Below are 23,770 nucleotides of genomic sequence, written 5' to 3'. Positions count from 1 at the left end.
TATCGATAAATGAGTCTTTTCTTACGTTTTGTTAGATCCATAAAAAAAAGAAGGGTTTTATCTTTCTTTATTTTTATTTCTATAGTCACAATTTTGTTGGGAGGCTACTTATTTCTTGAAAAGAAAATAAATTTAGAAACTATAGCATTGTTCTTATTTCTTTTAACCATAATTCAAGTTTTTGTATTACAATATTTTTTTAAGAACCAGTTAAAAAATGATACCATACAATCAAACCTGAATGAGCGAATTAATCAGTTAAAAGAGAACCTCTCTGAATCTGATAGAATGGTTGAACATAAATCTATTTATTTAACAAATATGAGTTATGAGGTTCGTACGCCTCTTAGTACTGTATTGGGGATGTTAAATATGTTAAAGCAGACCAATCTTGATGGTGACCAAAAAGCACAAGTTGAAATTGCAGAGTATTCTTCTAAGCACTTATTGCAATTAGTAAATATGGTGACTGATAATACGGATGTAAAAGAAGGAGATCTAGATTTAAATTTATTGGCAGTAGATTTAAAATCGGACTTGTCTCATCTTTTTAAAGTTTTTGAATTTCAAGCTTGGGAGAAAGGCTTAGAATTCGATTTTAAGTTTTTACATGAAGAAAAAGATAAGTTTTCAGTTTTAGGAGATTCGGCTAAAATTCAACAAGTGTTAATTAATCTGATTAACAATGCTATCAAATTTACTAACTCAGGAAGGATATCAATTATAGTTGATCAAACTATTAGTATTGGTGAAGATCAAATAGTGACGTTTTATATTAAAGATACCGGGATAGGTATGCGACAAGAAGAAGTTAAACGAATTTTTAATAACGCTTCAAATGTATATGATTCGGACACATCAATGATGAGATATTATAAAGGAGGAGGCATTGGGCTTTCTATTTCTCATCAATTGGTAAAATTGATGGGAGGCGATTTAAAATTAGAAAGTAAGGAGAACGAAGGATCTACTTTTTATTTTAGTTTACAGCTAAAAAAGACATTAAATATTCAAATAGAAGGTGGAGAGCAAGCCCCAATCCTTTTAGATAAATTTAGTGTTTTGGTAGCAGAAGATAATCGAATGAATCAGAAGGTTATTAAATTTTTGTTAGAACGTCAAGGAGCCGATTGTACATTTGTAAAAAATGGTATTGAAGCCGTAGAACTATACAAAATTTTAGATTTCGATATGGTATTTATGGATATTTATATGCCAGATATGGATGGGTATCAGGCCACTAAATCTATTCAAGCTACAGAAAAATATATTATTAATAAAACACCAATAATTGCCGTTTCGGCAAGTGCTTTTGAAGAGGATATTGTTAATGCTAAACTAGCAGGAATTGATGAGTTTTTAGCAAAACCAATAGAAACAGAAAAGCTAAAAGAGTTATTGATTAAATACTCAAAAAAAGATTCATAAGCTTAAAAAACTATTTATTTAATAGCAATCATGCTAATTTCTACATTAACATCTTTTGGTAATCTGGCGACTTGTACAGTCTCTCTAGCTGGAGCAGTTACATCATTAAAATAGTTACCGTATACCTCATTAATCTGAGTAAAATCATCCATATTACTAATAAAAATAGATGTTTTTATGACGTGTTCAAAAGTCATACCAGCAGCTTCTAAAACAGCTTTAAGGTTTTTCATAACCTGTGCAGTTTCAGTTTTTATATCATCTAAAATAAGGACTCCTGTTTTTGGATTAAATGCAATTTGTCCAGACGTATATAGTGTGTTACCGCTCAATACAGCTTGATTATAAGGACCAATAGGAGCAGGAGCATTCGTTGTTGTAATTATCTTTTTCATTGAAATATTTTTTATTTTTTTCCACGAAAATGGAAACTTCATTAAACTTTCCTTAAACTGTTAAAATAAACCTATAAATATTTAGAGTGTAATATCTGGTTGTCTTCGTTGCTCATATTTTAAATCTTGTAAAATACTTGATCTAATACCAATAAAGAAATTCCATGAACTTCTAGAGCTAAAAGGAACCCAGCTAAAATTCATACGCCAGCTTAACAAATCACGTTCAAAACGTAGTTGAGTAAAAGTGAAACCTGCATTTTTTAAATCGTAACCAGAAGAAGCTCCTATGGACCATTTAGGCGATAATTCGATGTCTCCAGAAAACATAAGCGAATGCGAAGAAATTTCATCCTGTCGTGCAGAATTCGAATAGTTAACAGCGTATGCCACACGTAAATTCCAGGGAATTTTATAATTATAATGTTCACTTGAGGCATCCTCTTTTTTATCCTCCCTATCATTATTCATCTGTGGGTTAGAAAAATCTTCGGAAACTCCAAATAGATCATCTGCACGTCCGCCACTCCGCAAATTCTCATCAATATTCTTATCTTTTTGTTTTGTATCCCCTTTTTTACTGGATATTGACCAACTGGTAGTTAAGTTTGCGCTTGTTAATCTAAAAAGACTCCCTCCGTTATTAATATTAAATTCATTAATTTTTCTATTATTATTGTCCAATGCGTAGGGGTCTAAAGTAGCTCCAAAATTCACACTCATTTTTCCATCAAAAAGCTGTGTGCCTCCACTCATTCTAACGGGACTCCATTGAAACTCATCAGCAGCAAAATTATAAGACGTAGAAAAGTTTAAGTTATTTAATAAAACCACTTTTTTAGGCTCGGTGGCTGTACTATCTTTATCACGAATTTTAGCTTCTAGATTGTTGGATAAGGAAATTCCCATAGAACTAGAAAAGTCTTTATTAGGTGTTCCGAAAATTGATAATTGTTCAAAACGTGTATATTCTAAATCAACATTTTCTAGAATGAGGTCTTCTTCTGCTTTAGTTAAACCGTCAGCATTTACAACTTCAGCAGTTTCATAATATCTATGAAAAGCAGGATTTATATTATAGCTAACAGAAGGTCTCATAACATGCCTAATAGCTTTTATTTTTCGATCCTTTTTTTTCCCTTTTTCAAAATCGAACATACCGTAAACTGTTGTACCTAAACTAGTACTAAAATTGTAAGTTCTAAAGGAATCGAACTTCTTAATAGTATCCGTTACAAAAGCGCGCTCACTAAGATGATATGTTTTCTTTTTGGTTTGAAAACTCCATACTTCATTGTAATTAGAAGAAGCACTAATACTAAAATGTTTAAATATTTTAAAATTTGTACTCAATGGAACTGTATGCTGAAAACCGGCTTTAGCGTCATCAAACATTTCTTTTTTAAAGAAAAATTCATCGTTCGTTTTAATCCTATTTTCCCCTCTTACATTATATTGGAGGTTCATGTTTTGAATAATCCCCTTTTTAGAGCCAGATTTTGAAGAAAAAGGATATATTCTACCAATACTCCCTTGAAACGTAGGAAGTGTCATGTTTATTTCTTCTGTATTAGTGTTTTGCGAGTGAGTTGCCGTTAAACTAAAATTTACCTGAGGTTCTCCTTGAAATGTTTTAGAGTATGATACAGATGATGATAAAGAGTTATTTAAAAAAGCACCTGTATTTATTTGATTTACAGATGAACGGTAAAAGGTACTGCTACCTAAGTTAACAGACGCTGAAAATCGTGAATTAGGGTTTGCTTTAGAATCTTGACTATGTGACCAACGTATATTGTAAATGGTGTTTTTGGAGTAGTCTGGAAAACCACGTTCACTATTAATTAAATTTTCATATCTAAAACCTAAATTACCTCTATATTTATAACGTTTAGAATACGTACTTTCCATTCGCATACCATAACTACCATTGGTGTAATAGTCTCCTATAACTGCTAGATCGACATAATCACTAATCGCAAAATAATACCCGCCATTTTGTAAAAAGAACCCACGGTCATTCTGCTCTCCAAAGGAAGGTATTATAACCCCAGAAGTCTGCTTTTCGGTTTGCGGAAAAAAAGCAAAAGGGACTCCAATAGGAGTAGGGACATCATAAATAAATAAATTAGCCAATCCCGTAACTATTTTTTTACCAGGAACAATTTTTGCCTTTCTAAGCTTTATATAATACTCTGGGTCTTCAAGGTCTTCTGCAGTAGTATATTTAGCATTTTTCAAGAAATACACAGAATCGTTCTCCTTCTTTGTAATCTGGGCAACTACGGTACCTTCTCCCTGTTCCGTTTTAGAATTAAATATAAGTGCCTTTTTTGTTTCAGTATTAAAAATAATGGAGTCGGGTTCCACAACATTATTGCCTTGAGTAAAAACAGGTTTTTGAGTATAACCTTCAATAGAATCGGTGATACCTTTTGCATATACTGTATTTTTAGTATAATCAATAACAATATTGCCCGAAGTAATATTCATATCACCATAGTCAATCTTAGCATTGTTATACAAGTATAGTTTTTGCTTTTTTTGATTGAATTTTGTGTAATCATCTGCATGGTAGGTAACTATAGTCTCTAAAAGTTCTTTTTTAGGAGGAACTGAATCTGTCAATGTAGAATCTTGACGCTTTTCGGATATTTCAGGAACTAGTAGGCTGTCTGTATTAACAATAACGCTATCCCTAATACTTGGATTAATCGTTTTTCCCTTTTTTGGTATATCTTGAGCAAAGCTTAACGTGTTAATAAACACTGTAAAACTTAGTGCAAAAAGTATTTTAAAGTTGTTTGTATGCAACGCTTTTAAATGTATTTTTGTAAAAGTATGGCTCGGTTTTTGAAAAGCCAAAATTACATATATTTTTCTGTGATTGATTTAATAAATCAATTAAAAATTTAAAATTAAAATAAACTGAGTTTTTTAATCGATAAAACTCTTATTTAAGCATCCTTCTAAAGCAATAAATATTATAGGTTGTTACATACGTTTCGATTAAAATTAATTTATATACACCACATGAAAACGCACAGAGTATTACTTTTCGTATCTTTTATAATAGTATTAACACTTTCTTTCAATATATCCGCTTACAGTCAGTCGCCTTCAAATTCATTTGTAATTATGATAGACCCAGGACATGGAGGTAGAGATAGTGGGACACCAGGTACAGGTAGATACAAATCAACAGAGAAAGATATTGCATTGGATGTTTCATTAGCTTTAGGTAAAATGATAAAAGAACAACTAGCAAATGTTACGATTGTTTATACACGGGATAAAGATATATTTCCTACTTTAAAAGGTAGAACTGAGTTAGCTAACAAAAAAGATGTTGATTTGTTTATTTCAATACATTGTAATGCGCAACCAGGTAAAAAAGGAACAGCATATGGTTCAGAAACATATGTTTTAGGTACGACTAAAAATAAACAAAATTTAGAAGTAGCAAAACGAGAAAATAGTGTAATAGCATTGGAAGATGATACTGAAGTTTATAAAGGATTTAATTCTAATTCATCTGAATTTATATTGGGGCTTGAATTGGCTCAAGAAGCATATTTAGATCACAGTATTAAATTAGCAAGATATATTGAGGACGAATTTCAAATCATAGGAAAAAGAAGGAGTAGAGGCGTAAAACAAAATATTTTTTACGTTTTAGCATATACTTATATGCCGAGTGTTTTAGTAGAGTTAGGATTTTTAACGCATAAAAAAGAAGAGGATTTTTTAAATTCAAAAAAGGGTAAAAATATAATGACCAAGTCATTATTCAATGCCGTTAAAAAATACCTCAAATATTTAAGCATAAATACAGATAACACAACTTTGGTAGAGGATAATGAAAAAACCATTGCGTTTTCTCAAAACATTAAATTTAAAGTTCAAATAGCAGCAAGTTCTAGAGTACTTGAAACAAAACCATACAACTTTAAAGGATTACAAGATATTTCTCGTTTAAAAGACGGTCATATTTATAAGTATTTTTATGGGGCAACATCTAGTTATGATAAAATAAAAGAACTGGAAGCAGAAGCAGCAAAAAAAGGATATACTTCAAGTTTTATCGTAGCTTTTAAAAATGGTAAAAAGATAGCATTAATGGATGCTTTAAAAACGGCTACGAATTAAGCGGTTTCTTTTTAAATTTATTTTAAATTTGTTTTCTAATACATTTTAGTTTGAAAATATCAAAAGAAGTTAAAACAGGCATATTATTAATATTAGGAATCATCCTATTTATTTTTGGATTTAATTATTTAAAAGGTCAAAATCTATTCGATTCCAATAATGTTTATTATACCGAGTTTGATTATAATGCCTTAACCCAGTCGTCTGTCGTTACAGTTCGAGGAAACCCAGTAGGGAAAGTTAAAGACATCGCTTACGATTTTAAAACTGGAAAAACCAGAGTGTCATTTTTTGTGAATGAAGAGTTAAAGTTTTCAAAAAATAGTGTTGTGAGACTTTATGAAACTAGTTTAATGGGAGGAAACGCTATAGCAATAGTATTGGCTAAAGATGGTGATATAGCAAAATCTGGAGACGTTTTAAAATCCGAAGTAGAAACAGGTTTAGTTTCTAGTCTTTCAAAAAACTTTTCGGGAATTAGTAGTGAATTAAATTCTACATTACGAGCTACAGATACCTTGTTTAATAGTTTAAATGATTTTGTTAATGATAATTCTGAAGCAGGATTAAAAAGTACGATCAAAGAATTAAATGAAACTTTAAAATCCTTTAAAAATACCTCAAACACAGTTAATGGCGTCCTTTCTAAAAATGATAAGAACCTAGCTAGTATTCTTGAAAAATTTAAAACAACTGCTGATGGTTTAGCAGCATTAAGTACCGAATTAAAAAATGCTAATATTGGTACAACTGTAGAAACTTTAAATAAAACGCTTAACAATTTAAATAGTATGTTAGGCGCTCTTAACAAAGGAGAAGGATCTTTAGGTAAACTTCTTAAAGATGATGCTGTATATGAGAATTTGGAAGGCGCTACTAAAGAGATGGAAGCGCTGTTAAAGGATATTAAACTACATCCAAAACGTTATTTTAGAATTTTATCAAAAAAAGAAATTCCATATAAAGAGGACGAAACTAAATAAACTTTATGCAATATTTACCTAACATTCTTTTTGCAGTTATACTAATAGCAGGCCTTGGTTTTTTTATTAAAAATGTAAAAAAACTTGCCAGAAATATTAAATTGGGTCGAGATGTAGATGTTAGTGACAATAAATCCCAACGATGGAAAAACATGGCGATGATTGCTTTAGGGCAAAGCAAAATGGTACGTCGCCCTATTTCAGGTATTTTGCATGTTGTAGTATATATTGGTTTTATAATAATTAATATTGAAGTTTTAGAGATTCTTATTGATGGCTTACTTGGAACACACCGTATTTTTTCATCAATAGGAAGTTTATATGGTATTTTAATAGGTGCTTTTGAAATATTAGCAGTTTTAGTGTTTGTTTCTGTTATTCTTTTTTGGGTTAGAAGGAATATTATAAAACTGAAGCGTTTTTGGAAATCAGAAATGACTAGCTGGCCTAAAAATGATGCGAATTACATTCTGTATTTTGAAATGGTCTTGATGACCTTATTTTTAGTTATGAATGCTACAGATGTTCATTTTCAGAGTTTAAATTCGGGGAACACAATCAGTCAATTTATAGCGCCTTGGTTTAGTGGTTTATCTGATGGTACTTTGCATTTTATTGAAAGAGGTGCATGGTGGATACACATCGTTGGAATATTAGTATTCTTAAATTATCTTTATTATTCCAAGCACTTACACATATTGTTAGCATTTCCAAATACATATTATGGAAAATTGAAACCTAAAGGGCAACTAGATAATTTGGAAGCTGTAACAAAAGAAGTGAAGATGATGATGGATCCAAATATAGATCCCTTTGCAGCACCAGAAGAAGCTACTGAAGGTGAAGGCGAGGTACCTGCTAAATTTGGAGCAAGTGATGTACAAGATTTAAGTTGGGTTCAGTTATTAAATTCTTATACATGTACAGAATGCGGACGGTGTACTAGTGAGTGTCCAGCAAATCAGACAGGCAAAAAATTATCGCCTCGTAAAATTATGATGGATACGCGGGATCGTTTAGAGGAAGTAGGAAAAAATATTGATGCCAATAATGGTACGTTTAAAGAAGATGGAAAACAACTCTTAGATGATTATATTACTAAAGAAGAACTTTGGGCATGTACTTCATGTAACGCTTGCGTAGAAGCTTGCCCGGTAAGTATAGATCCGTTATCGATCATTTTAGATATGCGTCGTTATTTAGTTATGGAACAGTCTGCTGCTCCTGTAGAATTAAATAACATGATGACAAATATTGAGAATAATGGCGCACCATGGCCGTACAACCAAATGGATCGATTAAATTGGAAAAACGAATAGTTTATTCCATGCTTAATATTTATAAATTCAAAAATTCAAAATAGAAAATGAGCGAATTATTAAAAGTACCAACTATGGCAGAATTTATGGCTCAAGGCAAGCAACCAGAAGTATTATTTTGGGTGGGTTGTGCAGGTAGTTTTGATGATAGAGCAAAAAAAATAACAAAAGCATTTGTTAAGTTATTAAACAAAGCCAATGTCGAATTTGCAGTATTAGGAACTGAAGAAAGTTGTACTGGAGATCCTGCAAAACGAGCTGGAAATGAATTCTTGTTTCAAATGCAAGCAGTTACCAACATTGAGGTTCTAAATGCTTATGAAGTAAAAAAAATAGTAACAGCTTGTCCGCATTGTTTTAACACCATAAAAAATGAATATCCAGAATTAGGAGGTACTTATGACGTTATGCACCATACTCAGTTTTTAAAAACGTTGCTGGATGAAGGGCGTTTAACTATAGAAGGTGGGCAATTTAAAGGAAAGCGTATAACATTCCATGACCCTTGTTATTTAGGTAGAGCCAATAATGTTTATGAAGCTCCAAGAGAGCTTATACAAAAATTAGAGGCAGAACTCGTTGAAATGAAAAATTGTAGACGCAACGGTTTATGTTGTGGGGCAGGAGGCGCTCAAATGTTTAAAGATGCTGAAAAAGGTGATAAAGAAGTTAATGTTGAACGTACTGAACAAGCTTTAGAATTAAAACCAGAGATTATCGCTGCTGGTTGTCCATTTTGTAATACCATGATGACCGATGGCGTAAAAGCTAAAGAAAAAGAAAGCGATGTTGAAGTTATGGATATTGCTGAGCTAATAGCTAATGCTCAGGATTTGTAATGGAAAATAAAGCGTGTCCAGCCTGTAAAAATGATAGCGATCTTAATGTGAATTTATGTCCTAAATGTGAATTCCCTTTTAATGGAACTGAAAAAGAAAAATCAATTCATATAGGTAGATTCATTGGGAAAAAGGGAATTATTTTTGATGCTGAAGACTCCCTAACTAAAAGCCAGCAACTACTTTTTTTAGCGGCAGGATTGTATCTTTTAGGAGTAATCATAAATTTTTCAGTATTGTTAAATGATTTATTAGCATTAATTTTTAATACAGTTGTTATTATAGTAATTTTAGCAAGTGGGGTTCTTTTAAAGAAGGCTCCCATGCTTTTTTTAATTATTCCAATAATTGTTCTGTTATTTGTTTATGGTATAAATTATGCTATAAATCCAGATAGTTTAACAAGAGGAATCTTTTTTAAATGCTTAATCTTAGGAAGCCTAATTTATAGTATCTATAATTATTTAGCATCCGAAAGGTTTAAGAAAAAGTATAATTTTTAGAATAATCATGTTAGTAGATTTTAATACATTACCAGAAGAATCTAGGGTTTGGATATACCAAGCCAATCGTTCTTTTACAGAACAAGAAATAGAAGAAATTCAGTCGAAGCTAAATATATTTATTGAAAACTGGACTGCACATGGAAGTGATTTACAAGCTGGTTCATTAATAAAATACAAACGGTTTATAATTATAGGTTTAAATCAAACATTAAATAATGCAACAGGTTGTTCTATCGATGCATCAGTTCATTTTATTCAACAATTAGAAAATGAGTACCATGTTGATTTAATGGATAAAATGAATGTGTCTTACAAGCAAGGCGAATACATTGCCTATAAGCCACTTCTTGACTTTAAGAAAATGGCAAAAGATAAAGCCATTTCTAAAAACACCATTGTATTTAATAACTTAGTAACTAATATCTCAGAATTTAAAGAGAATTGGGAAGTACCAGCGAGTGAGAGTTGGCATAGCAGATTTATTAAATAAAAACCAAATTAATTTTTAGTATTTCTTTTTATGATTATTTGGTCTTATTTAGTAATCAGTTTGTTTTAATTGCCATTCTGACTAATTTTTTATTGAAACCTTAATTAATTTTTAAAAGTAAATCTTAAAATTTAGGATAACTACAAAATTCATAAGGGGATAGGTATTAAACCCGAAAAAGCTTTCATATATCAAATAGAATAATGATTTTTATGCTCATAAAGTGTAAAAAAGAAATTATGGCTAACGAAATTGTATTATTAAATATTTCGGGACAAGATAAACCAGGATTAACCTCTAGTCTAACGAGTGTTTTAGCAGAATATGGTGCTAAAGTATTGGATATTGGACAGGCAAACATTCACGATACCCTATCTTTAGGTATCTTGTTTAAGATTGAATCTGGAAAAAAATCAGCAGCTGTATTAAAAGATTTGCTTTTTAAGGCTTATGAGCTTGGTATTCAGGCTAAATTTACGCCAATTACTTTGGAAGACTATGAAAAATGGGTAACACTACAAGGTAAAGATCGATACATAGTAACTATTTTAGGAGAAAAACTTGCAGCCGAACAAATATCTGAAGTAACAAAAATAATTTCAGAAAAGAATTTAAATATAGATTCTATTAAAAGGCTTACAGGACGTTTATCACTTGTTAAAGAAGAAGAATATCCTAGAGCATGTATACAACTTTCTATAAGAGGTAGAATTGATGATAAAGCTGAATTTACTGAGAAATTTATGCAAATTTCTAGAGATTTAGATGTTGATATAGCTTTTCAAGAAGACAATATTTATAGGAGAAACAGACGTTTGGTTTGTTTCGATATGGACTCCACATTAATACAAACAGAGGTTATTGATGAATTAGCTGAACTCGCTGGGGTTGGAGATGAAGTAAGAGCTATTACAGAATCTGCCATGCAAGGAGAAATAGACTTTACGGAAAGTTTTATAAGCCGCATGAAACTTTTAAAAGGTTTAAGTGAAGAAGTACTTCAAGATGTAGCCATAAATTTACCAATAACGAAAGGAGCAAAAAGACTCATAGATACCTTAAAAAGTTATGGGTTTAAAACAGCTATTTTATCTGGGGGATTTACATATTTTGGGCATTACTTAAAGGAAAAACTAGGAATGGATTATGTGTATGCCAACCAATTAGAAATTAAAGATGGTATTTTAACAGGAGGTTACCTTGGTGATATTGTTGATGGTAATAAAAAAGCAGAATATCTCAAAGAAATAGCTAAAAATGAAGGTATAGATATTAGTCAAACTATTGCTGTAGGTGATGGTGCTAATGATTTACCAATGCTTAACCTTGCAGGACTAGGCATTGCTTTTCATGCAAAACCAACGGTTAAAGATAATGCACAAAATTCTATATCAAGTATTGGTTTAGATGGTGTCTTATACTTATTGGGGTACCACGACAGACATATCGATTTAATCGAATAAACTGTAAAATCAACTTCGATTTTTCTAGAAAAAACAAAAAAGGCCTAAGTCTTTTGAAAATATAGCTGGCATTAACAATTATATTTAATAAGATCTCAGAGCCTAAATAGATAGGTAATCCGTTACCTACAATCCTTCACATAGCTTCGTTTTAAAATAGGAGTTTACTGTTTCTTTAAAAATCTCTTTGAAAGTCTTTTCATCTTCTCTTTAAAAGTGTTAATTTGGCATTTCATTTGTTTAAATTAATTGCTGTTAATGCCTCTAATTCTTTCTTTCTATGCGTAGTATCTTTCATATAATAATAGTCTTTTTCACAATTTTTTCTGCGTTTAGCCAGACGATTGAAAACCCTTTACTAGCTGAAAATATTACAGATCAAAAGAAATGGGTGGATAGTGTGTATACGTCCATGACCCTAGCAGAAAAAGTGGGGCAATTATATATGGTACAGGTTATGTCTAACCAAGATGCAAAAACAAAGAATGAGATCATTAAGTTAATTAAAGATTATCATATTGGTGGTATCATTTATTCAAACGGAGGTCCTGTTAGACAAGCAAAATTGAATAATGAATTACAATCGTTTTCTAAAACACCATTGCTAGTTGGAATGGATGCAGAATGGGGGCTTAGTATGCGTTTAGACTCTACGTATTCTTATCCATGGAATATGACGCTTGGAGCTATAAAAGATAACGATCTTATAGAACAAACAGGAAAACGAATAGGAGAGCATTGTAAACGCTTAGGAGTGCATTTTAATTTTGCTCCAGTTGTAGATATTAATACAAACCCGAAAAACCCAATAATAGGGAACCGATCTTTTGGTGAAGATAGAGATAATGTCACCGAAAAAGCATTAGCTTTTATGAAAGGCATGCAAGGAGCAGGTGTTTTGGCCAACGCAAAGCATTTTCCTGGACACGGTGATACAGATCAAGACTCGCATGAAACATTACCAACCATAAATTTCAATGAAAAACGTATTGATTCAATAGAATTATACCCATATAAAAAACTTATAAAGGAAGGCTTGTCTAGCGTTATGGTGGCACATCTAAATGTGCCTAGTTTAGAACCTCGTTCAGGGTATCCATCGTCATTATCAAAGCATATTGTAACCGATATTTTAAAAGATTCTTTGGGGTTTCAAGGGCTTATATTTACGGATGCGCTTACTATGAAAGGTGCTTCAAATTTTAGTGAAACTGGCGATATAGATTTGGCTGCTTTTAATGCAGGGAACGATGTGATGTTAATGTCTGAAAATGTAGGTATAGGTGTTTCTAAAATTATAGAAGCCTGTAATAAAGGAGATATTACAGAAGAACGTTTGGCACATTCGGTTAAAAAGATATTGCAAGCTAAATACAAAGTTGGTTTGCATAATTATGAACCTATTGGTCTATATAGTTTAACAAAAGATTTGAATAGACTTGAAGATGATATTTTATATGAAGAATTGATTGAAAATGCTATTACTGTAGTGAAGAATGATAAGCATTTTATGCCCTTAAGGGAATTAGAAACTAAAACGATTGCTTATGTGAATTTGGGAGATGATAGTGGTGCTACGTTTTTTAATGAGTTAAAAAAATACACGGAAGTACATTATATCGAAGCAGATAAATTAAATGATTTAAATAAAAAGCTTCGAGTATATAATACAGTAATTATAGGCTTGCATCGTTCTAACGATAGTCCATGGAATAAATATCAATTTACCAAAGAAGAATTAATTTGGTTAGAAAAAATAGCAAAAACACATACTGTTATTTTAGATGTTTTTGTGAAGCCTTACTCACTTTCAGATTTAAAAAGTATAGATGATATAGAAGGTATTGTGGTTAGCTATCAAAACAGTCACATAGCTCAGCAAAAATCGGCACAACTCATTTTTGGTGCTATTCCGGCGAAAGGGCATTTACCAGTGTCTATAGGGACGTTTTTTAAAGAAGGTGATGGATTTAATATCAATGCCATAAAAAGGCTAGGGTATACAATACCAGAACGTGTTGGTATGAGTTCTCTAAAGTTAAAACGATTAGATTCAATTGCTCAGCATGCTGTCAATCATAAAATGACCCCAGGGATTCAATTATTGGTAGCAAGAAAAGGACAAGTTGTTTACAATAAGAATTTTGGTAAACATACTTACAAGGCAAAAAACAAAGTACAATTTGATGATATTTACGATGTAGCATCCCTAACAAAAATATTAGCGACTTTACCTTTACTCATGGAACTAGAAGAGAATGGTATTGTATCATTGGATAGCAAACTTTCAAAAATATTACCAGAATATAAAAAATCTAATAAAAAGGATATAACGATAAAAAAGATGCTGTCTCACTATGCTAAATTGAGACCGTGGGAACCATTTTATTATCATACCTTAGATACCGTTACCAAACGTCCAAGTAAAAAATATTATAGAGGAAAAAGAACCAATCAATTTAATATTGAGGTTACTAAGAATTTGTTCTTACGTTCTGATTATAAGGATTCTATAAATGCTATTATCAAAGACTCAGAGTTGTTGGATAGACTGAGATATAGATATAGCGACTTTCCTTATTATATTTTAAAGAAATTTATTGAGACACATTACGACAAAAGACTTGATGAATTGGTGCAAGATCATTTTTATCAATCATTAGGAGCTAATTATACATTGTACAATCCATATTATAAAATAAGTAGTAAAAGAATTGTACCTACAGAGGTAGACGACTATTACAGATACCAAAAGGTACACGGTTTTGTACATGATATGGGAGCAGCTATGCAGAATGGTGTTGGAGGACATGCTGGGATTTTTAGTAATGCAAACGATGTAGCGAAAATTTTGCAAATGTACTTGCAAAAAGGGTTTTATGGTGGTAAACGTTACTTAAAAGCTGAAACTATTGATAAATTCAATACGTGTTATTATTGTGGAAAAGGAAATAGGAGAGGCGTTGGTTTTGATAAACCGCAATTAGGAGAGGAAGGGCCAACATGTGGATGTATATCCATGACAAGTTTTGGACATTCAGGTTTTACTGGTACCTATGCTTGGGCAGATCCAGAAGAAGAAATTGTTTATATCTTTTTAGCAAATAGAACCTATCCTAAAGCTGGTAAAAATTTATTATTAAGAGAGAATATTAGAACCGAAATACAACGCTTAATTTACGAAGCGATAGAAGATTAAAAAGTACTTAAAGTTATAAGTTAATAGTATTTAAAGTTGAAAAACTTAAGCGCTTAAAACTTTAAAGATATAGAATTAAAGCATATGAAAATAGGAATTGTTTGCTATCCAACATTTGGAGGAAGTGGAGTTGTAGCCACAGAACTAGGTTTAGAACTATCTAAACGTGGACACGAAATCCATTTTATTACATACAATCAACCAGTGAGATTGGAGTTATTAAGTAATAATGTACATTACCATGAGGTAAATGTTCCAGAATATCCATTGTTTCACTACCAGCCTTACGAATTAGCCTTATCTAGTAAATTAGTAGATATGGTAAAGCTTCATAAAATAGAAATTCTACATGTACATTATGCCATTCCACATGCGTATGCAGCCTATATGGCTAAGAAAATGTTACAAGAAGAAGGTATTTATGTCCCAATAGTAACAACATTACATGGTACAGATATAACACTTGTAGGAAGTCATCCTTTTTATAAACCAGCAGTCACATTTAGTATAAACAAGTCGGATGCTGTAACAGCTGTATCGCAAAGTCTAAAAGACGATACATTACGATTATTTGATATTAAAAACGATATACATGTCGTACCAAACTTTATCGATTTAGATAAATACAAACATGGCTTTACAGATTGTCAAAGAGGTATGATGGCAGACGATAACGAAAGAATAATTACACATATTAGTAATTTACGTCCTGTAAAAAGAGCACAAGATGTGATCTCTGTTTTTTACAATATTCAAAAAGAAATGCCAGCTAAATTGATGTTGGTTGGAGAAGGCCCGGAGCGCGAAAAAATAGAAATACGTTGTCAGGAATTAGGAATTATAGATAAGGTTATTTTCTTTGGAAAAAGTAATGAAATAGATAAGATACTGTGTTTTAGTGATTTATTCCTATTGCCTTCAGTAACAGAAAGTTTTGGATTAGCAGCTTTGGAAGCAATGGCTTCTGGGGTACCAGTTATTTCAAGTAATACAGGAGGTATTCCTGAAGTGAATGCTCATGGAGTCTCTGGGTTTTTAAGTAATGTTGGCGATATAGAAGCTATGACGAAACATGCACTTCACATTTTAAGTGATGAAAGTCGTTTGCAGACTTTTAAAGATAATGCCAGAAAAGAATCTTTAAAGTTTGACTTACACGCCATAGTGCCGCAGTATGAAGCTATTTATGAAGATACTTTAACCAAGTGTTTGGTTTTGTAAAACAACGAACTATGATTATATAAAAAAAGCGCCTAATTGGCGCTTTTTTTATATGTAATTATTTGATTTAGAACTGATAACGAACACTTAAAGCAATATCGAAATCTAAGTCATCATTATCATAAGCATCATCTCCAAAACCGATTTCTGGTCTGGCATCTAATGAAATTAATAATGGAATTTCAAAATTATACTCAATACCAATATCACCAGCAGCAAAAAGGAAGGTATCCGTTTCATTTCTATTGTTAGAAAGGTCATTGCTATAAGATCCAAGGCCACCACCGGCACCAACATACCAATGGAAAGAACCATCTAAAGGAAATACCCACTGATACAATCCAGCCAGTTTAAAACCATCATATGTGCTTGCGTTTCTCCAGCCAAAATCTATTTCTAATCTATTATTATCTCCTAGAGCACGTTGATAAGATATCTCCGCACCAAAAGCATCACTATCTCCTAATCGCAATCCAATAGCATTATCTGAAATGCTTTGAGCGCTGGAAACAAAAGTGAATCCTAAAATAGCAACTGACAATAAAAGTAATTTTTTCATAAGTTTAAAGTTTAGTTTGATTAATGATTTATGATTGATATACGATATTATTCGTTAAAAAGATTATTCTATTAATATTTGATTCGATAAACAAAAATAACGTCAAAATTGTATTTATATTTAACATCTTTTATAGATTTATAAACATATTTATTAAACAATGGGGTTAACTCCACATTTTCGAGGATTAAGAGATAAACTTTCTGGTGAGTTATATTATGACGATTTAATAAAATCCATATATGCAACAGACGCTTCTGTTTACAGAATCTTACCACTGGCCGTTGCTTATCCTAAAGACAAAGAAGATATAAAGCTTTTAATTTCCTTTGCAAAAACACATAAAACGTCATTAATTCCGAGAACAGCAGGGACATCGCTTGCCGGACAATGTGTTGGGGAAGGTATTATAGTAGATGTGTCTAAATATTTTACAAATATTTTAGATCTTAATGAAGAAAAGCAAACCATTACCGTTCAGCCTGGTGTTGTGCGGGATACATTAAATAACTATTTAAAGCCTTTTGGTCTGTTTTTTGGACCGAATACATCTACGTCTAACAGATGTATGATAGGGGGTATGGTTGGTAATAATTCTTCAGGTACCACATCGATTCAATATGGAGTAACCCGTGATAAAGTTCTGGAATTGCAAACCATTTTAAGCGATGGGAGTGATGCTGTTTTTGGTGAAGTATCATCAGAAGCATTTATTGATAAAACAAAAGAACAGTCATTAGAAGGGTATATTTATAACACCATTTATTCAGAGCTGATTTCTGAAACTGTTCAGAAACGTATTATTGATAATTTTCCAAAGCCAGAGATTCACAGAAGAAATACAGGGTATGCTATAGACGAATTAATAAATTCGGATGTGTTTACAGCTACTTCAGAAAAATTTAATATGTGTAAATTACTTTCAGGAAGTGAAGGTACCTTGGCTTTTACCACACAAATAACTTTAAAATTAGATAAACTACCTCCGCAAGAAGGAATTATGGTAGCAGCGCATTTTAATAGCATAGAAAATTGCTTAAAAGCAGTCGAACCCGTTATGAAACATAATTTGTACACCTGTGAAATGATGGATAAAACCATTTTAGATTGTACAAAACATAATAAAACACAACAAGAAAACAGACGCTTTATTGAAGGAGATCCGAAGGCTATTTTGATGTGTGAAGTCAGAGCAAATAATAAAAATGATGTAGAAACTTTAGTTAAAAACTTATTGGAAGATATTAAGACTTCTAACTTAAGTTATGCATTTCCTATACTTAAAGGAGACGATATAAACAAAGCAAATGATTTACGAAGTGCTGGACTAGGGCTTTTAGGAAATATTATTGGTGATAAAAAAGGAGTGGCCTGTATTGAGGATACGGCAGTAGCATTACCTGATTTGTCCAACTATATCACAGATTTTGCAAAATTGATGGCAGGTTATAACCAAGAGGCAGTATACTATGCACATGCAGGAGCTGGTGAAATTCATTTGCGTCCAATTTTAAATTTAAAAAAACAAACAGATATTACGTTATTTAGAAAAATAACGACAGATGTGGCTCATTTAGTGAAGACATATAAGGGCTCCATGAGTGGAGAACATGGAGATGGCATTGTACGTTCGGAGTTTATATCCATGATGATTGGAGATGAAAACTATCAAATATTAAAACGAATTAAAAGTGCATTCGATCCTGATACTATTTTTAATCCGGGCAAGATTATAGAGGCACTTCCAATGGATGCTTCATTGCGTTATGTTCCTAACAGAGAAGAACCGGAAATAGAAACCTTGCTCGATTTTTCTAAATCTCAAGGAATATTGCGGGAAACTGAAAAATGTAATGGTTCTGGAGATTGTAGAAAGCTTCCAGAATTTGGAGGTACTATGTGCCCTAGTTATCGAGCCACCAGAAATGAAAAGGATACCACACGGGCGAGAGCTAATGCTTTACGTGAATTTTTAACGAATTCAGATAAAAAAAATAAGTTTAATCATAAAGAATTAAAATCAGTTTTCGATTTATGCTTAAGCTGTAAAGCCTGTGCCAGTGAATGTCCAAGTAGTGTTGATGTGGCGAGTTTAAAAGCGGAGTTTCAGTACCAATATCAGAAAGAAAACGGCGTATCATTGCGAACAAAACTGTTTGCTTATAATAATAAGCTAAATAGTTTAGGAAGCAAGCTGCCCAAGCTTACTAATTTTGTGTTTTCTAATGGGGTAACATCTGCCATTTTAAAACAATCTTTTGGTATTGCTAAAGAAAGGAGCTTACCGCTAATTTCGAAACGTAATTTAAATGCCTATTATAAAATGTTCAGCATAAAAAGGCGTGTGGGCAATTATATTAAAAAGGTGTATCTGTTTAATGATGAATTTACCAACCACTTAGATACTCAAATAGGTTTAGAAGCATTAGAACTTTTAAAACGTTTAAATTACTTTGTAGAAATTATTGATAATGTTGAATCTGGACGTGCATTTTTATCAAAAGGATTACTAGAACAAGCTAAAGATTTTGCTAATAAAAATGTTGATATTTTTAAAGATAAGGTTTCAGAAGATACACCATTATTGGGAATTGAGCCATCAGCTATTTTGACTTTTAAAGATGAATATTTAAAATTAGCAGATGATAAAGTAGCCGCAGAGACTATAGCAAAATCAACTTTTTTAATAGAAGAATTTATTCAACAGGAAATAGTTTTAGGAAATATAATCCCAGAACAATTTACTAACGAGGAAAAGACGATTAAGTTTCATGGACACTGTCATCAAAAGGCAATGAGTAATCAACTATCCAGTTTTGCTGTTTTAAACCTTCCTAAAAATTATAAGGTAACTATTATACCAAGTGGTTGTTGTGGTATGGCTGGAAGTTTTGGTTATGAAAAGGAACATTATGAGGTGAGTATGCAAATAGGGGGGCAAACACTGTTTCCTGCTGTTAGAAAAGCCCCGAAAGAGGTTCTTATCTCTGCAAATGGAACAAGTTGTAGGCACCAGATAAAAGATGGCACACAACGAGAAGTAAAACACCCCATTACTATTTTAAAAGAAGCGTTATTAGATGTTTAACTCCAGTTTTCTTGTGTTTATTCTTATTGAATAAGCTCAAAATCTAATATGGTATCCAGCTCTTTTCCATTTATAATTATAGAAATCTGATGTTTTCCGACGTGGAATTTACGAGTCGTGATGACCTTAAACGATTGTTTTTTGTGAATATTTGTAGTCGAGTTTTCGAGATATTCTTTTTCACTTATTTTAAATACTTTTCTAGATAAAGTACCATTCGCTTTTTGATAATATAACCCATATTCCAAACGGATTTTGGAGGTTAGATTACTTGTGTTGACTAGTTTTAATGAAAACTCTACAGAATTTCCAATTTTCACCTTTGGCGTCAATATTTTAAAGTTGATTACTTTTATGTTGTCAACAGTTCCAAAACCAAATAACATCATCATGTCTGCATTGCCTTGTTTTAAAAGTGTTCGACTAGCATGTTTTACCAACCAATCGGTTTCTTTGGTTTTTCCTTGCCATTTTTTAACAAGCGTAATAACGGTCTCGGGGTTGTCTTTAGAAATGTCATTTAAATTATTTGCAACACTTCTTCTCACATACTCAGAAGGGTCATTTTTTAATTTTTCAAGAATAGGAATAATAGGAGCAGGGTTTGCTTTTAGAGATGGAATTGCCATCGCCCAAGGGAGTCTTGGTCTACAACCTTCAGTAGCCAGCCTTCTAACCGAGCTGTGTTTATGGTTTGTCCAGAGAAGCATTTGTTTTACCATATTATTTTGATATTCTATTATAAAAGGTCTTACGGCAAATTCACAGCTCACAAATTGTGTGATTTTTTCAAAAGCATTTATAGATGTTTCGTAATGCTCTAAACCATAAATTTCTATAAAGTCCGGAAAAAAGATGAATTCTAAATTATCTGGTTTAAAACCATTGTTTTCCAATACAGGAATGAGTTTCAGTATAACCTTGACATTCGTATTAAAATCATCCGATAAATGATCTTTAAACATAAGGGTTATATGCCGCATACGTTGTTTTAGCTCTCTATTGTCCCATTCGGAATCATATATATGCTTTAAAAACGATGTTTTGTTAAAATTCGGAACAACTTCTTCAACAGAAGTTATGAAGCGATCAAAGAATTTAGTATTGTATATATTTTTTAATAATTCTGCCATTTTGTTTTTTATTTAGATGTTTTAATAGCGAACTCAAGATGAGTTCAATCTTTTGGAAATGTTAAACTAAATCTTGACAATAAACATGAACCTTATTTAGTAAATCTATAATATTTGATTCTAATATATCTCCAGAAGTTTCTACTCTTAAAACATTGTCAATATCTTCCATATCAACAGACCAATGATTTATTTCTGGAATTTTAGCAAAAGAATTGTTTATCAGTGCTAGTTTATGAGGATTATCTATGTCTGTTTTAAATACTAGGATATTCATTTTTTTTTGGATTTAGTATTAGATAAATTCAATAGTTATTTATTTAATTATTATTAGTTGTTTCTAGGAGGTTGTTTAAAAATAGTTATAGTATATTTTGTCAAATTGTGCTTACTAAAACCTATTACTTATTTATTAGTAAATTTTAAACAAGCTCAATATCAATGCTATATGATAGATGCTACAAAATACTTTGCCATAGAATTTTATCAATTAACCAGCGGTCTTCTTTTATAAGAAACAGATAGTCACATCCTTTTTTATTTGGAGCCCAATCCATTTCAAGTTTTACAATAGCTATTTTTTCCTGTAAATCAAGAACCTGAACTTTAATTTCTGAATTTGGCATGATATCATTTTTATTATAGTCTGCCACCCAGTTTTTGAAATCAGAAAGACCAACGGTAGTTACATCTGTCCATTTGCTGGATTCATAATCATACATAAATCCCGTTTTTGTTGCGTTTTTAGTGAAAAACTGATCAACTAAATCAAGATCCATGTTCTTGAAAGCTTGCGGATGCTTTTTGGAGATTTGAATTATTTCATTTTTTTCCATCTATCATTATTTAATTTATAGTTAATAATAGAACAAAAATAAAATGGAAGGGTGACAGCCTTATGTCAACTTGATTCTGTAAATCTGCCAAAATATTCTGAGAGGCTGAAATCTTTCTGAAAATCAAAGGTTTCCAGTGTTGGATTTATTTTTAAAATCCTATCTAATCTAAATTCTCGTATTTCGTTTCTTAATTTGCAGTGAGCAATCAGTATCCAGGCTTTATCGGTATAATAAACACCTAAAGGTTCAATACGTCTTAATGTTTGTTCATCTTTATAAATGGAATGATAAACGATTTCTAGAACCTTTGTATTAGTAATAGATTTTTGAATTAATGAGAGCCAGTTACTTTCAAATACATCTTTTTTATATGAAGGAGTTATCCTGTTTTCTAATTTGGCTACATTTTCTTTTTCAAAATTTCTTAGAACGGACTTGATTTTTATAAGTATTGAATTGAAATCTTTTATAAGCGAAACATCTCCTTGATTAGAAATTAATTTTTCAGAAACAATTAATGCGTTAGCTTCTTCTTCTGTAATCATTATAGGAGGTAACGAATACCCATCAACAATAAAGTAACCGATTCCATTTTCAGAACCAATGGGAACACCAGCTTCTTGAAGCGTTTTAATATCCCGATAAACTGTTCGTAAACTAATTTCAAACCTATCAGCAATATCTTTAGCAGTTACTACCTTTTTAGATTGTAATTGGATAAGAATTGAGGTTATTCTGGTTAGTCTGTTCATTGGTTTAATGCATAGTCTAATTTTGATACTTTATTCCATTTGAAGCTACAGGCCAATCTTCTATATCGTGAATAAAAAGAATTTAAAATGACACTTGATTTACAATAGTGAGTATCCAAATATTACGGATAGTGCACTATATTTAGAACTCCAAGCTGCATACTTATTTAAAACATTTCTATTTGTTTGATATCTTAATTCTAAGCTGTATTTGTCATGGTGTTTATAACCAAAGCCAAAAGCCATATTTGGTCTTGATTCAATCTCTAGCTTTTCCGTAGATGAAGAACCATTAAAATCAAAAACAATACTAGAATCACTATTAAGATCAAAGATTGCCGAACCATTTATAAATAGTTTAGAGTTGTTGTTCAAAAATAAATAATGTCTAATACCAATTGGAATTTCAATTGATTTATAGTCAACAGTTATTTTATTAACACTTCGATCTGAGTATTCTTTTTCAGATTTATAAGATTGATAGGTCGGTTCTATAATTAATGACCACTTATTTCTATTATAAGGCATAAGAAGCTCAACTTCTAAGCCAAACCTAAAGCCTAATTCATTATTAAAATCAGCATCTCTTATACTTAGACCTCTATAATTACCATTTTCTATTTTTAACGAAGAATTTTTAAAACCTGGCCTCAAAGTTAAATTAAGTAGATCTCTTTTTTGTTTTTTCTCAAAGGTTATGTTTTCCGAATTATTGCAATTATTATATTTTTTAAAAAAAGAGACCAATCTATTTTTTTTATACTCTAAATTTTTAATTTGATTCATTGTAATATTCTCACATTTCAAATCGTTTAGCAATTGTTGTTTGTACCTTTCATTTTTATGAATAACATCATTGACAGGCATGTAATTTTTAAAAACTAACTGGCTGATTTTTGAATTTTCATTTTTATAAAAAAACTTTAACAAGTTCGGTTCTTCATAGGAATATAAGTTGGCTTTTCCTTCTATTAAAACTTTTAAAAAAAGGGTTTCTTTTTGAAATTCAGGGTTTTTGGTATTGCTCATGCTACTCATGACCATACTCGATTTGTCTATTTTACCTTCAAATCGGATATATTTTACTATATTATAAATACCAAATTCCTTAACATCATTTACGGTTAATACTTTTTCTTCCCTTTCTTCTGATAACTTATAATCGAATGTTGTCGGGGTGTTTCTTGACTCTTTGTTTTTAATTAAACATTCTATTTTTTGATCGGAATTGTTAATATAATATCCTTTTTCGAAAGTAATTTGAGAATGAATATTTATACTTAAAACAGAGATAACTAGGAGAAATAGTTGTTTTTTCATTATAATTATTTGTGTAGAAACTGGTTTAGCAACTGTCTCGTAATAATGAGATATAATTGCATACCAAATATATACAAATGCTTATAA

19 protein-coding genes are annotated in these 23,770 nt (G+C 31.4%); 11 read left to right on the top strand and 8 right to left on the bottom strand.

Annotation, left to right across the window (positions count from 1 at the left end; all coding sequences use genetic code 11):
• Positions 1-9 precede the first annotated feature (9 nt).
• The gene (locus Q4Q39_RS11545; protein WP_303282638.1) at positions 10-1,428 is read left to right on the top strand and encodes an ATP-binding protein; all 1,419 of its coding nucleotides are present in this window, start codon (positions 10-12) and stop codon (positions 1,426-1,428) included.
• A gap of 14 nt (positions 1,429-1,442) precedes the next feature.
• On the opposite strand, the gene Q4Q39_RS11540 is transcribed toward Q4Q39_RS11545, so the two are convergent.
• Both Q4Q39_RS11540 and Q4Q39_RS11535 read right to left on the bottom strand, forming a co-directional pair.
• Positions 1,443-1,823, bottom strand: coding sequence for a RidA family protein (locus Q4Q39_RS11540; RefSeq protein ID WP_303282637.1), 381 nt, complete (start codon positions 1,821-1,823; stop codon positions 1,443-1,445).
• An 81-nt stretch (positions 1,824-1,904) separates the two neighbouring features.
• The gene (locus tag Q4Q39_RS11535) at positions 1,905-4,688 is read right to left on the bottom strand and encodes a putative LPS assembly protein LptD (RefSeq protein ID WP_303282636.1); all 2,784 of its coding nucleotides are present in this window, start codon (positions 4,686-4,688) and stop codon (positions 1,905-1,907) included.
• A gap of 168 nt (positions 4,689-4,856) precedes the next feature.
• Here Q4Q39_RS11535 and Q4Q39_RS11530 point away from each other — a divergent pair, with 168 nt between their 5' ends.
• From Q4Q39_RS11530 to bshA, 9 genes are all read left to right on the top strand, one after another.
• Entirely contained in the window at positions 4,857-5,972 is a 1,116-nt protein-coding gene (locus Q4Q39_RS11530) for an N-acetylmuramoyl-L-alanine amidase family protein (RefSeq protein WP_303282635.1), read from the top strand.
• A 50-nt stretch (positions 5,973-6,022) separates the two neighbouring features.
• The gene (locus Q4Q39_RS11525) at positions 6,023-6,955 is read left to right on the top strand and encodes an MlaD family protein (protein ID WP_303282634.1); all 933 of its coding nucleotides are present in this window, start codon (positions 6,023-6,025) and stop codon (positions 6,953-6,955) included.
• 5 nt (positions 6,956-6,960) lie between these two features.
• Positions 6,961-8,274 carry a 4Fe-4S dicluster domain-containing protein gene (locus tag Q4Q39_RS11520; protein WP_303282633.1) on the top strand — a complete coding sequence of 438 codons (1,314 nt, stop codon included), beginning with the start codon at positions 6,961-6,963 and terminating at the stop codon, positions 8,272-8,274.
• Positions 8,275-8,321: 47 nt separating this feature from the next.
• The gene (locus Q4Q39_RS11515; protein WP_303282632.1) at positions 8,322-9,113 is read left to right on the top strand and encodes a (Fe-S)-binding protein; all 792 of its coding nucleotides are present in this window, start codon (positions 8,322-8,324) and stop codon (positions 9,111-9,113) included.
• The gene (locus tag Q4Q39_RS11510; RefSeq protein ID WP_303282631.1) at positions 9,113-9,616 is read left to right on the top strand and encodes a hypothetical protein; all 504 of its coding nucleotides are present in this window, start codon (positions 9,113-9,115) and stop codon (positions 9,614-9,616) included. Before Q4Q39_RS11515 ends, Q4Q39_RS11510 begins: the two co-directional genes overlap by 1 nt.
• A 7-nt stretch (positions 9,617-9,623) precedes the next feature.
• Complete coding sequence (locus Q4Q39_RS11505) at positions 9,624-10,109, top strand: ABC transporter ATPase (protein WP_303282630.1); 486 nt, start codon at positions 9,624-9,626, stop codon at positions 10,107-10,109.
• Between the two features lie 239 nt (positions 10,110-10,348).
• Positions 10,349-11,572, top strand: coding sequence for a phosphoserine phosphatase SerB (serB, locus tag Q4Q39_RS11500; protein WP_303282629.1), 1,224 nt, complete (start codon positions 10,349-10,351; stop codon positions 11,570-11,572).
• A gap of 280 nt (positions 11,573-11,852) precedes the next feature.
• On the top strand, positions 11,853-14,771 hold the full coding sequence (locus tag Q4Q39_RS11495; protein ID WP_303282628.1) for a serine hydrolase domain-containing protein: 2,919 nt from the start codon (positions 11,853-11,855) through the stop codon (positions 14,769-14,771).
• 84 nt (positions 14,772-14,855) lie between these two features.
• Positions 14,856-15,992, top strand: coding sequence for an N-acetyl-alpha-D-glucosaminyl L-malate synthase BshA (gene bshA, locus Q4Q39_RS11490; protein WP_303282627.1), 1,137 nt, complete (start codon positions 14,856-14,858; stop codon positions 15,990-15,992).
• A gap of 67 nt (positions 15,993-16,059) precedes the next feature.
• On the opposite strand, the gene Q4Q39_RS11485 is transcribed toward bshA, so the two are convergent.
• Positions 16,060-16,551 (bottom strand): hypothetical protein, encoded by a 492-nt coding sequence (locus tag Q4Q39_RS11485; RefSeq protein WP_303282626.1) that lies wholly within the window; start codon positions 16,549-16,551, stop codon positions 16,060-16,062.
• A gap of 160 nt (positions 16,552-16,711) precedes the next feature.
• On the opposite strand from Q4Q39_RS11485, the gene Q4Q39_RS11480 reads away from it, so the two are divergent.
• Positions 16,712-19,639 (top strand): FAD-binding and (Fe-S)-binding domain-containing protein, encoded by a 2,928-nt coding sequence (locus Q4Q39_RS11480; protein WP_303282625.1) that lies wholly within the window; start codon positions 16,712-16,714, stop codon positions 19,637-19,639.
• Positions 19,640-19,662: 23 nt separating this feature from the next.
• Here the strand turns inward: Q4Q39_RS11480 and Q4Q39_RS11475 are convergent, their stop codons facing one another.
• The 5 genes from Q4Q39_RS11475 to Q4Q39_RS11455 form a co-directional block, all read right to left on the bottom strand.
• Complete coding sequence (locus Q4Q39_RS11475) at positions 19,663-20,772, bottom strand: DNA alkylation repair protein (protein WP_303282624.1); 1,110 nt, start codon at positions 20,770-20,772, stop codon at positions 19,663-19,665.
• Between the two features lie 61 nt (positions 20,773-20,833).
• Positions 20,834-21,049: a hypothetical protein gene (locus tag Q4Q39_RS11470; RefSeq protein WP_303282623.1), complete on the bottom strand. Its 216-nt coding sequence runs from the start codon at positions 21,047-21,049 to the stop codon at positions 20,834-20,836.
• Positions 21,050-21,230: 181 nt separating this feature from the next.
• A complete protein-coding gene (locus Q4Q39_RS11465) occupies positions 21,231-21,608 on the bottom strand; it encodes a nuclear transport factor 2 family protein (RefSeq protein ID WP_303282622.1) in 378 nt (125 codons plus the stop codon).
• A 65-nt stretch (positions 21,609-21,673) separates the two neighbouring features.
• On the bottom strand, positions 21,674-22,363 hold the full coding sequence (locus tag Q4Q39_RS11460) for a helix-turn-helix transcriptional regulator (RefSeq protein ID WP_303282621.1): 690 nt from the start codon (positions 22,361-22,363) through the stop codon (positions 21,674-21,676).
• 99 nt (positions 22,364-22,462) lie between these two features.
• A complete protein-coding gene (locus tag Q4Q39_RS11455; protein ID WP_303282620.1) occupies positions 22,463-23,683 on the bottom strand; it encodes a porin family protein in 1,221 nt (406 codons plus the stop codon).
• Positions 23,684-23,770: the final 87 nt, after the last annotated feature.

Source organism: Flavivirga amylovorans, from assembly GCF_030540875.1.
In the GTDB taxonomy this organism is placed as follows: Bacteria; Bacteroidota; Bacteroidia; order Flavobacteriales; family Flavobacteriaceae; genus Flavivirga; species Flavivirga amylovorans.
This window is presented reverse-complemented; position numbering and strand designations above follow the sequence as displayed.

Bases quoted from the DNA above. Each gene is read 5' to 3' on its own strand.
- Q4Q39_RS11545 (WP_303282638.1), top strand. From the start codon at position 10: ATGAGTCTTTTCTTACGTTTTGTTAGATCCATAAAAAAAAGAAGGGTT.
- Q4Q39_RS11540 (WP_303282637.1), bottom strand. From the start codon at position 1,823: ATGAAAAAGATAATTACAACAACGAATGCTCCTGCTCCTATTGGTCCT.
- Q4Q39_RS11530 (WP_303282635.1), top strand. From the start codon at position 4,857: ATGAAAACGCACAGAGTATTACTTTTCGTATCTTTTATAATAGTATTA.
- Q4Q39_RS11520 (WP_303282633.1), top strand. From the start codon at position 6,961: ATGCAATATTTACCTAACATTCTTTTTGCAGTTATACTAATAGCAGGC.
- Q4Q39_RS11515 (WP_303282632.1), top strand. From the start codon at position 8,322: ATGAGCGAATTATTAAAAGTACCAACTATGGCAGAATTTATGGCTCAA.
- Q4Q39_RS11510 (WP_303282631.1), top strand. From the start codon at position 9,113: ATGGAAAATAAAGCGTGTCCAGCCTGTAAAAATGATAGCGATCTTAAT.
- Q4Q39_RS11505 (WP_303282630.1), top strand. From the start codon at position 9,624: ATGTTAGTAGATTTTAATACATTACCAGAAGAATCTAGGGTTTGGATA.
- serB (WP_303282629.1), top strand. From the start codon at position 10,349: ATGGCTAACGAAATTGTATTATTAAATATTTCGGGACAAGATAAACCA.
- Q4Q39_RS11495 (WP_303282628.1), top strand. From the start codon at position 11,853: ATGCGTAGTATCTTTCATATAATAATAGTCTTTTTCACAATTTTTTCT.
- bshA (WP_303282627.1), top strand. From the start codon at position 14,856: ATGAAAATAGGAATTGTTTGCTATCCAACATTTGGAGGAAGTGGAGTT.
- Q4Q39_RS11485 (WP_303282626.1), bottom strand. From the start codon at position 16,551: ATGAAAAAATTACTTTTATTGTCAGTTGCTATTTTAGGATTCACTTTT.
- Q4Q39_RS11480 (WP_303282625.1), top strand. From the start codon at position 16,712: ATGGGGTTAACTCCACATTTTCGAGGATTAAGAGATAAACTTTCTGGT.
- Q4Q39_RS11475 (WP_303282624.1), bottom strand. From the start codon at position 20,772: ATGGCAGAATTATTAAAAAATATATACAATACTAAATTCTTTGATCGC.
- Q4Q39_RS11470 (WP_303282623.1), bottom strand. From the start codon at position 21,049: ATGAATATCCTAGTATTTAAAACAGACATAGATAATCCTCATAAACTA.
- Q4Q39_RS11465 (WP_303282622.1), bottom strand. From the start codon at position 21,608: ATGGAAAAAAATGAAATAATTCAAATCTCCAAAAAGCATCCGCAAGCT.
- Q4Q39_RS11460 (WP_303282621.1), bottom strand. From the start codon at position 22,363: ATGAACAGACTAACCAGAATAACCTCAATTCTTATCCAATTACAATCT.
- Q4Q39_RS11455 (WP_303282620.1), bottom strand. From the start codon at position 23,683: ATGAAAAAACAACTATTTCTCCTAGTTATCTCTGTTTTAAGTATAAAT.